At 32.2% G+C, this 13,833-nt stretch carries 12 protein-coding genes; 1 reads left to right on the forward strand and 11 read right to left on the reverse strand.

Annotated features, from left to right (window positions below; all coding sequences use genetic code 11):
- Positions 1-120 precede the first annotated feature (120 nt).
- The 9 genes from lepB to EP747_RS12505 all read right to left on the reverse strand — a co-directional run bounded on the left by lepB (position 121) and on the right by EP747_RS12505 (position 10,968).
- Entirely contained in the window at positions 121-672 is a 552-nt protein-coding gene (lepB, locus tag EP747_RS12465) for a signal peptidase I (protein ID WP_129690394.1), read from the reverse strand.
- 33 nt (positions 673-705) lie between these two features.
- Positions 706-1,347, reverse strand: coding sequence for a TVP38/TMEM64 family protein (locus EP747_RS12470; protein WP_129690396.1), 642 nt, complete (start codon positions 1,345-1,347; stop codon positions 706-708).
- 256 nt (positions 1,348-1,603) lie between these two features.
- Positions 1,604-2,179: a competence protein ComK gene (locus tag EP747_RS12475; RefSeq protein ID WP_129690398.1), complete on the reverse strand. Its 576-nt coding sequence runs from the start codon at positions 2,177-2,179 to the stop codon at positions 1,604-1,606.
- A gap of 295 nt (positions 2,180-2,474) precedes the next feature.
- Positions 2,475-3,764: an isocitrate lyase gene (gene aceA, locus EP747_RS12480; protein ID WP_129690400.1), complete on the reverse strand. Its 1,290-nt coding sequence runs from the start codon at positions 3,762-3,764 to the stop codon at positions 2,475-2,477.
- An 18-nt stretch (positions 3,765-3,782) separates the two neighbouring features.
- A complete protein-coding gene (gene aceB, locus EP747_RS12485) occupies positions 3,783-5,369 on the reverse strand; it encodes a malate synthase A (RefSeq protein ID WP_129690402.1) in 1,587 nt (528 codons plus the stop codon).
- Between the two features lie 328 nt (positions 5,370-5,697).
- Positions 5,698-6,975 (reverse strand): M48 family metallopeptidase, encoded by a 1,278-nt coding sequence (locus tag EP747_RS12490; RefSeq protein ID WP_129690404.1) that lies wholly within the window; start codon positions 6,973-6,975, stop codon positions 5,698-5,700.
- A 577-nt stretch (positions 6,976-7,552) separates the two neighbouring features.
- The gene (locus tag EP747_RS12495; protein WP_129690406.1) at positions 7,553-9,085 is read right to left on the reverse strand and encodes a fatty acid--CoA ligase family protein; all 1,533 of its coding nucleotides are present in this window, start codon (positions 9,083-9,085) and stop codon (positions 7,553-7,555) included.
- A gap of 148 nt (positions 9,086-9,233) precedes the next feature.
- Positions 9,234-10,223: a lipoate--protein ligase gene (locus tag EP747_RS12500; protein WP_129690408.1), complete on the reverse strand. Its 990-nt coding sequence runs from the start codon at positions 10,221-10,223 to the stop codon at positions 9,234-9,236.
- A gap of 10 nt (positions 10,224-10,233) precedes the next feature.
- Positions 10,234-10,968, reverse strand: a complete 735-nt coding sequence (locus tag EP747_RS12505) for an MBL fold metallo-hydrolase (protein ID WP_129690410.1) — start codon at positions 10,966-10,968, stop codon at positions 10,234-10,236.
- Positions 10,969-11,160: 192 nt separating this feature from the next.
- Here EP747_RS12505 and yhfH point away from each other — a divergent pair, with 192 nt between their 5' ends.
- Entirely contained in the window at positions 11,161-11,280 is a 120-nt protein-coding gene (yhfH, locus tag EP747_RS12510) for a protein YhfH (protein WP_407920504.1), read from the forward strand.
- A 148-nt stretch (positions 11,281-11,428) separates the two neighbouring features.
- Here yhfH and hemY read toward each other — a convergent pair whose 3' ends face one another.
- On the reverse strand, positions 11,429-12,850 hold the full coding sequence (hemY, locus tag EP747_RS12515; protein ID WP_129690412.1) for a protoporphyrinogen oxidase: 1,422 nt from the start codon (positions 12,848-12,850) through the stop codon (positions 11,429-11,431).
- Between the two features lie 27 nt (positions 12,851-12,877).
- On the reverse strand, positions 12,878-13,810 hold the full coding sequence (gene hemH, locus EP747_RS12520) for a ferrochelatase (protein ID WP_129690414.1): 933 nt from the start codon (positions 13,808-13,810) through the stop codon (positions 12,878-12,880).
- Between the last annotated feature and the right edge of the window lie 23 nt (positions 13,811-13,833).

Consider the following 13,833-nt stretch of genomic DNA (forward strand, 5'->3'; position numbering starts at 1 on the left):
AATGTATTAGAATAATGGTCGTTTTTTTCGTAAAAAGTGTTTTGTTGATTTTCACTCCACGGGCTCGTTTTATAACACAATCTAATTGTGTAATTAATAAGAAAAGCCCCCATAAGGAGCTTATTTGTTAAAATTCGTATTCAAACTTGAAAGTGGCCAATAAAGTAGGTCAACCTTCCCTACAATTTTATCAATTTTTACAAATCCAAACAAACGACTGTCATAACTTTTTGGTCGATTGTCCCCTTCAACAAAAACATAGCCTGGTGGAACTTTCGTTTTACCTGTAACTTCGTTTAAATTAAAATCAGCTGTAAAAGGTGTTCCTTTTAAAGAACTCTTGTAATCATTTAAATATGGTTCATTCCATTTTTTATTATTAACATAAAGCTGATCATCTTTATATTCTATTGAATCTCCAGGTAAACCAATGACACGTTTAACATAATCTTCTTGCTTATTTGCATGAAATACAATTACGTCAAATCTGTTAATATCACCAATTTCATATCCAAATTTATTTATAACTAGTAGGTTTCCATCCTTTAAAGTTGGCATCATAGATTCTCCATCAACTACATATGTAGAAAATAAGAACGTTCTTATAATAAAAGCAATTGCGATCCCAATAATGATCGCTTTTCCCCAGTCAAATACTTCTTTTCTTAGCATAAAGTTGCTCTCTCCCTTTTGAGTAATAATGCTTTATTGCTCATCAGATGATTGAGACGCACTCTTTTTCTCTGTTGTTTTTTCTTTGATGTCCATACGTTTCTCAATCACTTTTCCAACAATCCATAATACGAATATAAAAATTCCTATGTACAATGCTTTAATCGGGTTTTGAAACACTGAAGTTAAATCTTTCCCTAAATAACTAATCATCGCAATCATAGTAAACTTCCCAAGTACTAATGCGATTAGAAATTGTGATATTTTAATACGTGATAAACCAGCTACAATATTTATTAAAAAAGATGGTGAAAACGGAAATGCAAACATAATAAAAATTGGACCAAATCCCCTTTTTTCAATCCACCCTATTGATGATTCTACTTTCTTATGCTTACTTACAAATGAAAAAAATCGTTTCTGACCAAATTTTCTAACAACATAAAATAGTAAAATGGAACCTAAGCAAGAACCAATCCATGAATATAAAAAACCTAATAAAGGACCAAATGCTGCTGCATTAGCAAATACAAAAATGACCAAAGGTAAAACTGGACAAATTGCTTCAATAAAAGGGATTGATATTCCAACTAATGGACCATAATCTTTGTACTGTTGAATGAGATGTAAAAAATGTTCTTCTGTAAAAAAAGCCTTTAAGTCAAAAACGTTCATTTAAATATGAATCTCTCCTTAAGCCGTATTTCTAAATAGATATCCTTACTGTTAACATTATCACATATAACTATTTATTCAATAATAATAAATGATTCTAACTAGTATTTTTTGTAATAATTTGACTGATTATCTTATAAATTTTTTTTTACTAATTTGTTCCTAATGATGCTTAATGTAATTCTAATAAACTATCTAATAAAGAAAAAAACTACTTTACTCAATGTTAAGTAGTCAAAAGTTTAATCTTTCAATTTTATTTTTCGTGTACTGATATTCCTTTTATATATGAAGTAATTTCGTTATCAGGGATTAATTTATAAGATTTCTGTTGGATATTTTCAGGATTGAGCCGATCTTCATAAATTGCCCTTAAATGTGCAGTTCGATATAATTGGTTTTCAAATGAACCACGAGATATTTCTAATGGAAGTTCAACACCATTAAAAAATTCAACAACTGATCGATTATATTTACCGCCTCTGAAATTAGCAACATGATTGTAGGAGATCCAAGAACATTCTACTTTTAAAGAAGATGAAGTGGGGAAAAAGAAAATTTGATTCATTGAGCTGATCGCTATTGGTGGTTTGTGAGTGATGGAAATCATTTGTTTAGTTCCTTCACGCCTACCCCGGTAACTACTCCCGAAATAAGCACAGCTTCTTTCAATAATTTCAATTGGTTTCATTAAAACATAAAAATTATCATCTGTTTCATATACCTTTGAAATCACAACTAAATCGACTGTAAATTCTGGAATGATTGCCATTGTTGACTTATTAATCTCGTACTCATTTAATACTTTAACTTGTCCTTTCACATGATTCATCCTTACAACTCCTTCTGTTATTAGTATTGAAATGTTAAATTTTGTTGGCTTCAATACGGTCTCTTAAATAATTAAAATTAAAGGCCAACAAATAAGTTAACAAGATCAGATAAAAAAATTTTTAACATGAAGTATAGTAGCAACATTGATGTTAGAGAAATAATATCACAAATCTTTATTTGTAAAATCATTTTTTAAATACTTTAACAAAAGTGTCATTGTTTACTAAATTTTAGGATAAAAGCCAATAGAAAAACCACCTTTCTCACAATTGAAAAAAGTGGTTTTTTACTAATTAATTAGATGAAAATTGTTGTTCTTCAGTAGAACCTTTAAGAGCTGTTGTTGATGAAGTTCCTCCAGTAATAACTTGAGCTACTTGGTCGAAATATCCTGTTCCAACTTCACGTTGGTGTCTTGTTGCAGTATAGCCATATTGTTCACTTGCAAATTCAGCTTGTTGAAGTTCTGAATATGCTCCCATTCCACGATCTTTGTAGTTTCTAGCTAATTCAAACATGCCAAAGTTTAATGCATGGAAACCAGCAAGGGTAACGAATTGGAATTTATAACCCATTGCTGCAATTTGTTGTTGGAATGTCTCGATTGTTTCGTCATCTAGTTTCTTCTTCCAGTTAAATGAAGGTGAGCAGTTATAAGCTAGTAATTTACCTGGGAATTTTGCATGAATAGCATCTGCAAAACGTTTTGCATCTTCTAAGTTTGGCTCTGACGTCTCACACCAAACTAAGTCTGCATACGGTGCATAAGCAAGACCACGAGCAATTGCTTGATCTAACCCCGCTTTTGTACGATAAAAACCTTCAGGTGTTCTTTCACCTGTAATAAATTGTTGGTCGACTGGATCAATATCACTTGTAATTAAATCTGCTGCATCAGCATCAGTTCGTGCAACAATAAGGGTAGGAACTCCCATTACATCCGCTGCTAAACGAGCAGAGATTAAGTTGCGAACCGCTGTTTGTGTTGGTAATAATACTTTCCCACCTAAATGGCCACATTTTTTCTCCGAAGACAATTGATCTTCAAAATGTACACCTGCCGCTCCTGCTTCGATCATACTTTTCATTAGTTCAAATACATTTAATTGTCCACCGAAGCCAGCCTCTGCATCTGCCATAATCGGTGCGAAGTAGTCGATTTCTTCTCCACCTTCAACAAATTGAATTTGATCTGCACGTTGGAAGGCCTGATTAATTCGTTTTACAACTGCTGGTACAGAATTTGCCGGATATAAGCTTTGATCTGGATACATTTGACCTGAAAGATTCGCATCAGCAGCTACTTGCCAACCACTTAAATAAATAGCCTTCAAACCAGCTTTTACTTGTTGAATTGCCTGATTTCCAGTTAATGCTCCTAGCGCATTAACATAGCTTTCTTCATTTAAAAGCTTCCATAATTTTTCCGCGCCTTTTTTTGCCAATGTTTGTTCAATATCGATTGATCCTCTTAATTTTATGACATCTTCAGCAGTGTATGTTCTTGTAATACCATTCCATCTAGAATCAAGTTCCCAGCTTTCTTGTAATTCAGCAATACGCATTTCACGATTTTTCTTCATATTCATTTCCTCCTAATTTTATAAAAAGTTATATCCTTTTAAAGTCAGAAAGTCAGCAAATTCATCATTGCTAATTAACTCATCAAATAATTCAATTGCTTCACTAAATCGTTTTGATTCAAATTGTTCTTTTCCTATTTCTAGTTGAAGCTTCATCATTTCTTCATTTTTTAATGAATCCACTAATTGTAAAGTAATGTTTGTACCATCCTCTAAAACACCTTTTTCATGACGCACCCATTGCCAAATTTGCGCACGCGATATTTCAGCAGTCGCAGCATCCTCCATTAAGTTGTATAGCGGCACCGCGCCACGACCACTTATCCATGCTTCAATATATTGAATCGCAACTGTTATATTTGTTCTGAGACCTTGTTCAGTAATAACACCACTAGGAATCTCTAAAAGATCCGCTTCAGTTACATTAACATCCTCACGTTTTCTATGAATCTGGTTTGGTTTAGGCATATATCGATTAAACTGTTCAAGTGCTACAGTTACTAAACCAGGATGAGCTACCCAAGTACCATCGTGTCCATCCTTTGCTTCACGCTCTTTATCTTTTCTTACCTTTTCAAACGCAACTTCATTTCGCTCTTTGTCATCTTTAATTGGAATTTGAGCTGCCATTCCTCCAATTGCCGGAGCATTTCTACGATGACAAGTTTGGATAACTTTTTGAGAATATGAACGCATAAAAGGTACTTCCATCGTCACAACAGATCGATCAGGTAAAATAATTGATTTGTCGTATCGCATCATTTTTATAAAACTAAAAATATAATCCCATCTGCCGCAATTAAATCCTGCTGAATGGTCCTTTAATTCATAAAGTATTTCATCCATTTCAAATGAAGCAGCAATAGTTTCGATTAATACAGTTGCTTTAATAGTTCCAACAGGTATATTCAATTCATTTTGAGCAAATAAAAAAACATCATTCCATAATCTTGCTTCCAAATAACTTTCCATTTTTGGTAAATAAAAATAAGGTCCTGAGCCGTTTTTTATTGCTTGTTTCGCATTATGAAAGAAATAAAGTCCAAAATCTACTAAGCTACCAGACATATTTTCACCATTTACAGTGATATGTTTTTCTTCTAAATGCCAGCCTCTTGGTCGAACTAATAGTACAGCTGGCTTCTCTTTTAACTTATATGTTTTTCCATTTGAATGAAGTGAAATTGTTCGATTCACAGCATCTCTTAAATTAACCTGACCCGAAATTATATTTTCCCAAGTTGGAGAAGTAGCATCTTCAAAATCAGCCATGAAAACAAACGCATTAGAATTCAATGCATTGATAATCATTTTTCGATCAACTGGTCCTGTTATCTCTACTCTTCGATCTTGTAAATCCTCTGGAATAGGTGCAATTGTCCATTCACTTTCACGAATGTGTTTTGTTTCCTCTAAAAATTGGAGCTTACCCCCATTTTGTAAAAAACACATTCTTTCTTTTCTGTTTAATAACAGCTGTTGTCTACGTTGATCAAATTTCAGATGTAATTGCTCTAAAAAACTTAATGCTTCGGTCGTAAGAATGTCAGTTGAACCCTCTACATGATTACCTAGAACTTTGATTTTTGAAAGATCAGTTGTCATATGATTCCTCCATTCAGTTATATAACAGATATTGATTACTTATGTTATTATATAACAGAGTATTCAAAATGGATATTAAATTCTGAAAATATTTCCAAAAGAAATTTCGACAGCTTAACTTTTTAAAGAATTTTTGTTACTTATAACATCATTGGAATAACAAGTTAAACTTTACTATATTTTACTAAAATCAACTATTGTACAATTAAGACATTTGAAGGGCTTTTAAATTTTTCTCAAATAAAATTTTCCATAATACAGAAAAAGCTTGTAGATATTGGTACAAAACCAATCAATCTACAAGCTAAACAATCAACAAGAATTTAATCTATTTATTGTTGTTTCTTTTTTCAGCTGCCTCTAAATACTTCATTCTTTCCAACATAGTCGGATGATCATATCTAAACAATTTCACTAAAAATGGTGGATTTACTTGAGACAAACTGTTTTTAGATAACTTTTGAAACGCTATAATCCCTGCCTCCGGATCATGTGTTAGCTTAACTGCATATAGATCTGCTCTTTTCTCGGCACTTCTTGAAAATGCATTTGATATCGGATCAGAAATAAAGCCTACAATTCCACTAATGATCAAAAATAAGGTTAGGATGACGGCCATTTTTTCGGTTGAATGACTGCTCCTACTCTTTGTTAGTGCATACTTCATTAATAAATGAATGATATACAGACCGACTAAACTACCTGCTAGCATACCAAACATTGATTTATAGATGTCTTTGTGGACGTAATGTGACATTTCATGAGCCATGATGAACATAATTTCATCTTCAGTTAAACCTTTAAGAGTTGTATCCCATAATACAATCCTAGCGTTTTTACCTATACCAGTAACATATGCATTATAAGTAGTTGTCTTCGTTGACATATTTACTTCATATACTCGATGTGCAGGAATATTTGCTTCTTTAGCAAGGGTAATAATTTTCTTTTCTAAATTTTTATCTTTTAATGGGTAAAAATCATTATATAAGGGATCAATTACTACAGGCTGAATAAATGTTAAGAAAATCGTAAAGGGAATACTTAATAACCATGCAGTTAGCCACCATTTCTTCGGTTGTTTTTTGATTAACAAATATACTACATACATTACAAAAAACATCATTCCAAAATTTATCCAAAAACTAATCATTTCATCCTTCATCCACGCATTAAATGATTGAACAGACAATCCGTATTTCGTCGATAATTTAAATCGATAGAAATCAATTGGAAATGTAACGATATATGTAGCGACCGAGACAAAGAAGAAATATAAAAAAACTTGTATAAACTTAAATCTAGTCAACTTAGATAATGAGTCACCTAATCTTTCAATTGAGCCACTTAATAATAAAAGTGATAATACAATCCAATCAATCGGTAAGGTAATAAAGTAAAGAACATTTTTTAAAGTGCTATAACTAGAGCTTAAATTAGCTTCCTTATGATTCATGAATGTATGTGGATCAACAAATGTTCCTTTATATTTTGAAGGTAGGTCAGAAGTCGTAAAAACATAAAAATATAACAGGACTAAAATGATATAAATGAGATAGCCTAGACAGATGAATTTGGTTAATTTAGATTTAGTTGCTTTTTTCATAAAATCTCCCCCCATTCTATATTATCAACTTTGTCCAATTTTTTAGAACTTCAACCTATTATATTTTTTAAATACCTTTTTCTATTTTGAAGCGATTTTTTGGAAAATAAAGATGCAACCTTTATCAAACGTAAAAAGTTCCATCCAACACTAAGTAGAATAAATTGGGCAGACCATAAACAGTTTTTATAAATAACTAGGAGTTAGTAATCTATTTTAATGGAGTGAGATATAAGATGTGAGGTAGGTATATCGGAAGTACTTTTCATTTCTAGTATAGGTTTAACTTTAATTTATAAATAATTAGCAGACTTGAATCAATTTTTTATTTAAATTTGAAAGAATTAAAACAGTATTGGATGTTTTCCATTTGAAAGGATCAACTACAGTCCATTTTTTAGTGTGTAATAACTTAACTGGTATGAGTAATCTTTTATCTTATTTAAAGATTTGTTATTTTTATTTGCAGATTAGACTTTATCTGCACGATCAGTTTTTAAAAGATTAGTATTACAACATTATTTCCCCTATTAAAAAAGAGAGATTACCCAAAAGGGCTCTCTCCTCGATACCAAGATTATTGTCTAACTGAATCTTTCAATGCTCTTCTAAGTATTTTACCAGTTGCATTTTTTGGTAGCTCAGGTATGAACTCTATTGATCTTGGTACTTTATATTTTGCTAAGTGTGCCTTGCAATATTCTGCCAAGGTCTCCACGCTTAATGAAGGGTTTTTTGAAACTACATAAGCTTTTACACTTTCTCCAAAATTATCGTCTGGTAATCCGATCACCGCACATTCAACAACATCTGGATGATTATATATTACCTCTTCGACCTCACGAGGGTATACATTATAGCCGCCAACAAGAATCAATTCTTTTTTACGATCGACAATATAGAAATAACCATCTTCATCTTTTCTTGCTAGGTCACCTGTATATAACCAACCATCTCGAATCGTCATTGCTGTTTCTTCTGGCATATTATAATAGCCTTTCATAATATTAGGTCCGCGGGCGATTAATTCACCAACTTCACCTACTGGAACTTCTTCACCAAGTTCATTAACAACTTTATTTTCAACATTGCTAATATTTGTCCCAATTGATCCTGCTTTTCTCGGACGGTCTAATGGATTAAATGTTGTAACAGGTGAAGCTTCTGACAATCCATAACCTTCTGAAATAATTACATTAAATTTCTTCTCAAAATTCTCTAAAAGTGAAACAGGCAAAGATGATCCACCTGAAATGCATAGTCGAATTGACTCAAAGTCTTCAGTCTTTCCTTCAGGGAATTGATATAAGAAATTATACATTGTTGGAACACCTGCAAATACAGTTGCTTTGTATGTACGAATAATATCAAATATTTCTTTTGGACTAAATTTAGGCACTAAAATAACAGTAGCTCCATACATTAAAGGCGCGTTTAAAGCTACAGTTAAACAAAATACATGGAAAGCAGGTAAAGTTGCAATTACCTTTTCTGTATTTGAAAAGCTTAAGAAATGTCCAGCATCCATAGCATTCGAATAAAGGTTTTTATGCGTTAACATAGCTCCTTTTGGTTTTCCTGTTGTACCAGAAGTATATAAAATGACTGCTAAATCATCATCATGTAATTCAGGTCCTTTGAAATCTATATCTCCAAGTCCAACTACATTTGTAAACGATTTCAATTTATTGTTCTTAAATTCATAAGGATTTTCTTGCTTTGTTTCACAAATAATGAAGTGATCGATATTAGGAAGAATCGGTGAAGCTTTTTCTACTAGTGGAAGAAATAAGTCTAAGGTGATAACTGCTTTTGCGTCGCCGTTTGTTAATATGTATACTAATTCATCTGGTGCATAAAGAGGATTTACCGGTATTACAGCCGCTCCAACCTTTAACGCACCATATAGCGCTATAATAAAATGAGGAGAATTACCAACAACTAGAGCTACTTTATCTCCTTTTTCAATCCCTAATTTTGAGAGGCCACTCGCAAATTTCGTAATATAGGTCTCTAGTGTTGAGTATGAAAATGTCTGCCCTTCAAAAATAATAGCAGAATGTTCAGGATGCCTCAAAGCTGATTGTGACAGTGTTTCAACTAAATTCAAGAAAAACTACCCCCTTTAAATATAAAAATTTAAAATATTCTAAATATATTATATTGCTAGAAAACAATTCTGACAAGTGAGAAAACTAGCACTTTTTAGACTTCTAATTATTTAACAAACAAAAAAAGAGTAGTTTCCTACTCTTTTTTTAAAATAATAAACTCATAAATTCTTCTTTCGTTACATTACCAAAATAATGGGTAAAATTAACTTCATTTAGCTTATTTTCAATCTCTTGTTGATCAAATTTACTGCCAATCAGAAGCTGTTCTATATCAGATACATCCCCTACTCCAAAGAAGTCACCATAAATTTTAACATTCTCAATGATTCCTTTGTTTACATCTAAACGAAGATCAATCGAACCTGCTGTAAATCTTTTACTTTGTTGAATATTGCATTTAGGAGATTTTCCGAAATTCCAATCCCAATTACGGTACCTACTCTCAGCAAGCTCTTTAATATTTTTTATGTCCTCATCTGTCCATTCGTATCGTTCTATTTTCCCATGTTCTTTAAAAATAGATTGTAAAATTAAATCTTTAAATTCTAGGATTGTTAAATCGTCTTTTAAAAATTCCTTAATGTTTGCAACTCTACTTCGGACTGATTTAATTCCTTTAGATTGAATTTTTTCTAGCTTTACATTTAATGCATTTACAACTTCATCTATATCACTATCAAACAACAATGTACCGTGGCTAAACATTCTACCTTTAGTAGAAAATTGTGCATTTCCTGAGATTTTTCTACCTTCTGCTAATATATCATTTCTTCCACTAAGTTCAGCATTCACACCGAGTTCTTTTAATGCTTCGATCACTGGCTCAGTAAACTTTCTAAAATTATGAAAGCTGTCACCATCATCTTTTGTAATAAAACTAAAATTAAGATTCCCTAAATCATGATATACAGCTCCACCGCCAGATAATCTTCGGACTACATGGATATTATGATCATTTACATATGAAGCATTAATCTCCTCGGCAGTATTTTGATTTTTACCAATAATGATTGATGGTTCATTAATATAAAATAAAAAATATGTATTTTCAGGATCTAGATTTTTTAGCGCATATTCTTCCATCGCTAAATTTAATGTTGGATCCGTTATTCCCCTATTATCTAAAAATAGCATGTGTATCCTCCTATAATTTTGATTTCCATTCAAATCCTGTATAAGCTAAATGAACAAGTCCATTATAATACTTTTGGGCTTCACTTATTAAATCTTTTGTATCTCCACTATGAGGGAGATGTGATAATAATAATTCTTTTACATTTGCTTCACTTGCAATTGTTGCAGCATCTTTGCTGCTCATATGACCCACTTTAGCTCCATCTTGATTTTCATACATATTACAGTCACTTATAAGCAAATCCGCGTTGGAAGAAAACGGTATGAAGTCTTCAGAATAGCTTGAATCTGCTGTATAGACTACTGAGTGAGTTGCTGTTTCAATTCGCATGGCAAAGCAATCTACCGGATGAACTGTCTTAATAAAACGAATAGTAAATGGTCCTAGGTCGAGAGCTTCATTTGGATGATATTCATATCCCTTTGTTGCTTCTTTATATGTTAACGAATTAAATTTTACATTATCAAAATTATGTCCGTATATAGGTAAAGCAAACTTATCCTTTCCAGCGTTTACAAGTTTGAAGTATTGTAGTACTCCTATATCTGCAATATGATCATGATGATAATGTGACAGGATTACAGCATTTAAGCTATTAGGATCTATGTAATTTTGTAACGTAGCTAATGCACCTGAACCACAATCAACCAATAGATTAAAATTTTTTGATTTAAATAAATAACATGAAGTTGCCTCACCTTTGCCAGGATAGCCGCCCCAATAACCAATAACGGTTACTTTCATAAAACAAACACACTCCTTTGTACTTATTATTTCTATGAAAATTTAAATTTATAAGCTTGTACTTACTGTTTTAAATAAATAGGCGTTTAGATTATTTTTAAAAAATTGTACTAATACAGATTGACACAAAATAGGTTGTAGTAATACAATACTAATAAGTTAACTAAAGGAGTGGGTAACATGCTTGTAAAAATGTCCGAATTTTTAAAACTATTACCAAAGAAATTATGTAAACACTGTAATTCGACGATTGAAGAACAACATGATTGCTACAGTAACACTTGCTCAAATTGCTTAAAAGATAGTTTTTAAGTGAAGTCTTTTAGGATCTTCAATTTTCTTAACGAAATTATTAAACATATTATTAATTATTAGTACAGAGGCATAATAAAAAGAGCAACCTAAAAGTATCGAAATACTTTTTGGTTGCTCTATTTTTACTAGATAGTATAATAAATCCTTAATAATTTCGAACTGCTTGTTTTTCATGCGCGAACAAGTATGCAATTGTATCTGAAACTGCTTTTTCACCTTGATCTATGCAGTCTGGTAATCCGGACCCATAAAATGAGCAACCGATTACCGATACACCAGGCATTTCTTTTTGTAAATATTGTTCCATATCTTTCGTACGCTCTTTATGATTAATCGTATATTGAGGCATAGCATCTTTCCATCTTGAAACAATATAAAACTCTGGTTTTTCAGTTATATCCATCGTTTTTCTTAAATCTTCTAAAACAATTTCAACAAGTTCTTCATCCGTTTTATCGATTATTTCCTTATTGTAAGGTCGTCCAACGTAACAACGTAATAGAACTTTACCTTTTGGACATGCATGTGACCATTTTTTATGAGTCCATGTACACGCTGTTATATTATAATCATTGTTTCGAGAAACAACAAAGCCTGTACCATTTATATCCTTCTTAATTGCATGCTCTGGAAATGCAAGTGCAACATTCGCAACTGATGTAGAAGGAACTTTTTTGAATGGCTCAAATACAGGTTTATTGTTAAATAGTTGTGGAATAAAACGATGAGGTACAGTAACGATAATTGAATCTGATTCAATCTTTTCATTATTGCTAAGTACAATCTCATATTTTTTTCCAATTTTATTTATATTAACTACTTGTACACCTTTTAAAACTTCCTCTTGATCTAACTCTTCTTCAATTCGTTCAACGATTGTTTGAAGACCTGTACTTACAGTCTGGAAAATTCCTTTTCTCGGACCTTTTGATTTCTTCACAGGCATCTCTTTTTTCATACCTAAAACAATACTTTGATGTTTTTGTTCAATTTGGAAGAATTGAGGAAATGTCGCCATTAAACTCATTTGGTCAATGTCGCCTGAATAAATACCCGATAAAAGGGGCTCAATTAGATTCTCAACTACTTCATTACCAAGTCTTCTTCTAAAAAATTTACCTAATGACATATCCCCTTGGACATGTGTTTTTGGTAAAACAAAATCTAAACCTGCACGGATTTTTCCTGCTGGTGAAAATAGACCTGAAAAAATAAAGGGTTTAATTTGTGTAGGAATTCCCATATTTGAACCTTCTGGCATACCATGTAATTTATTATGGACTAATACATAGGATTTTCCAGCTGAGTTAAAAACGATTTGATCTTGGATACCTAAGTTTTCAGCTAATCGATATGCACTCTTTTTCCTTGCCAAAAATGAGTCAGGACCACGCTCAATAACAAATCCATCTTTTCTAATTGTTTGGATTTTTCCTCCAAGCCTTGATGAACCTTCAATTAATTGAATATCAATTGGAAGATTATTTTTTAATTTTTCTTGTTTTAAATAGTAGGCAGATGTCAATCCAGTAATACCGCCACCAATAATGACAACCTTCTTATTCACTTCTTTACCTCCTATTTCAAAACCATATTATTGTTCGTTTAATTTTCTTAATACAACTGTACTAAGCCCACTAATAAATAATGGATCCGTATTAGGCATCGGTGGACGAACATATGCTTTTTGAATTTCATCCGTTACTTGTTTACATTCTATATCATTATCATACAGTACTTCTAAATGCTCACTTACAAATCCTAATGGTAAATAGACGTATGTTTCAAAATCATAATTTTCATCCAACTCACGTGTTAAATCTTGTACATCAGGTCCTAGCCAAGGCTCTGGTGTATTACCTGCACTTTGCCAACCTAGAAAATAATGACGAATATCTGATTGCTGTACAACTAACTCGGCAGTTTGCTTAAGCTGCTCTGGGTATGGATCTCCAAAGTTAAGAATTTTTTCAGGTAGACTATGCGCTGAAAAAATGAATGCCGTTTTCACACGTTGCTCTTCATTCATTGGTTCAAGAATAGCTTCTACTTCACGAACCCAATATTGAATAAATCGTTCTTCTTTATACCAATCATCTACATGGATGATTTTTGGTCCGTCAATTTTTTCAGAATGATTTGTAGCACGTTCGTTATACGATTTAACACTAAACGTAGAATAATGTGGTGCAAGTACGATACTAACCGCTTTCGTTATACCATCTTTTTTCATTTCGTCTACTGCATCTTCAATGAATGGTTCAATATGCTTCAGTCCAATGTACATTTTGAATTCTACTTTGTCTTGGATCTTATTTAAATCTTCTTCTAATGCTTTAGCTTGTTCAATTGTTATTTTTGCTAAAGGAGAGATTCCTCCAATTGCACGATATCGTTCTGTCAGTTCTTCTAGTGCCTCTTGCGAAGGCTTTCTACCTCTACGAATATCTGTATAATAACGCTCAATATCTGTTTCTTTATATGGCGTGCCGTAAGCCATAACTAATAAACCGATTTTTTCTTTCATGTCATCACCATAGTCCTTTTATA

It is taken from the genome of Gottfriedia acidiceleris (assembly GCF_004138285.1).
Taxonomy (GTDB): domain Bacteria; phylum Bacillota; class Bacilli; order Bacillales; family Bacillaceae_G; genus Gottfriedia; species Gottfriedia acidiceleris_A.

Coding starts and splice junctions, on each gene's coding strand:
- EP747_RS12505 (WP_129690410.1), bottom strand. CDS start 10,968: ATGAAAGTAACCGTTATTGGTTATTGGGGCGGCTATCCTGGCAAAGGT.
- EP747_RS12475 (WP_129690398.1), bottom strand. CDS start 2,179: ATGAATCATGTGAAAGGACAAGTTAAAGTATTAAATGAGTACGAGATT.
- yhfH (WP_407920504.1), top strand. CDS start 11,161: ATGTCCGAATTTTTAAAACTATTACCAAAGAAATTATGTAAACACTGT.
- aceB (WP_129690402.1), bottom strand. CDS start 5,369: ATGACAACTGATCTTTCAAAAATCAAAGTTCTAGGTAATCATGTAGAG.
- lepB (WP_129690394.1), bottom strand. CDS start 672: ATGCTAAGAAAAGAAGTATTTGACTGGGGAAAAGCGATCATTATTGGG.
- EP747_RS12470 (WP_129690396.1), bottom strand. CDS start 1,347: ATGAACGTTTTTGACTTAAAGGCTTTTTTTACAGAAGAACATTTTTTA.
- aceA (WP_129690400.1), bottom strand. CDS start 3,764: ATGAAGAAAAATCGTGAAATGCGTATTGCTGAATTACAAGAAAGCTGG.
- EP747_RS12500 (WP_129690408.1), bottom strand. CDS start 10,223: ATGCTATTTTTAGATAATAGGGGAATAACGGATCCAACATTAAATTTA.
- EP747_RS12490 (WP_129690404.1), bottom strand. CDS start 6,975: ATGAAAAAAGCAACTAAATCTAAATTAACCAAATTCATCTGTCTAGGC.
- hemH (WP_129690414.1), bottom strand. CDS start 13,810: ATGAAAGAAAAAATCGGTTTATTAGTTATGGCTTACGGCACGCCATAT.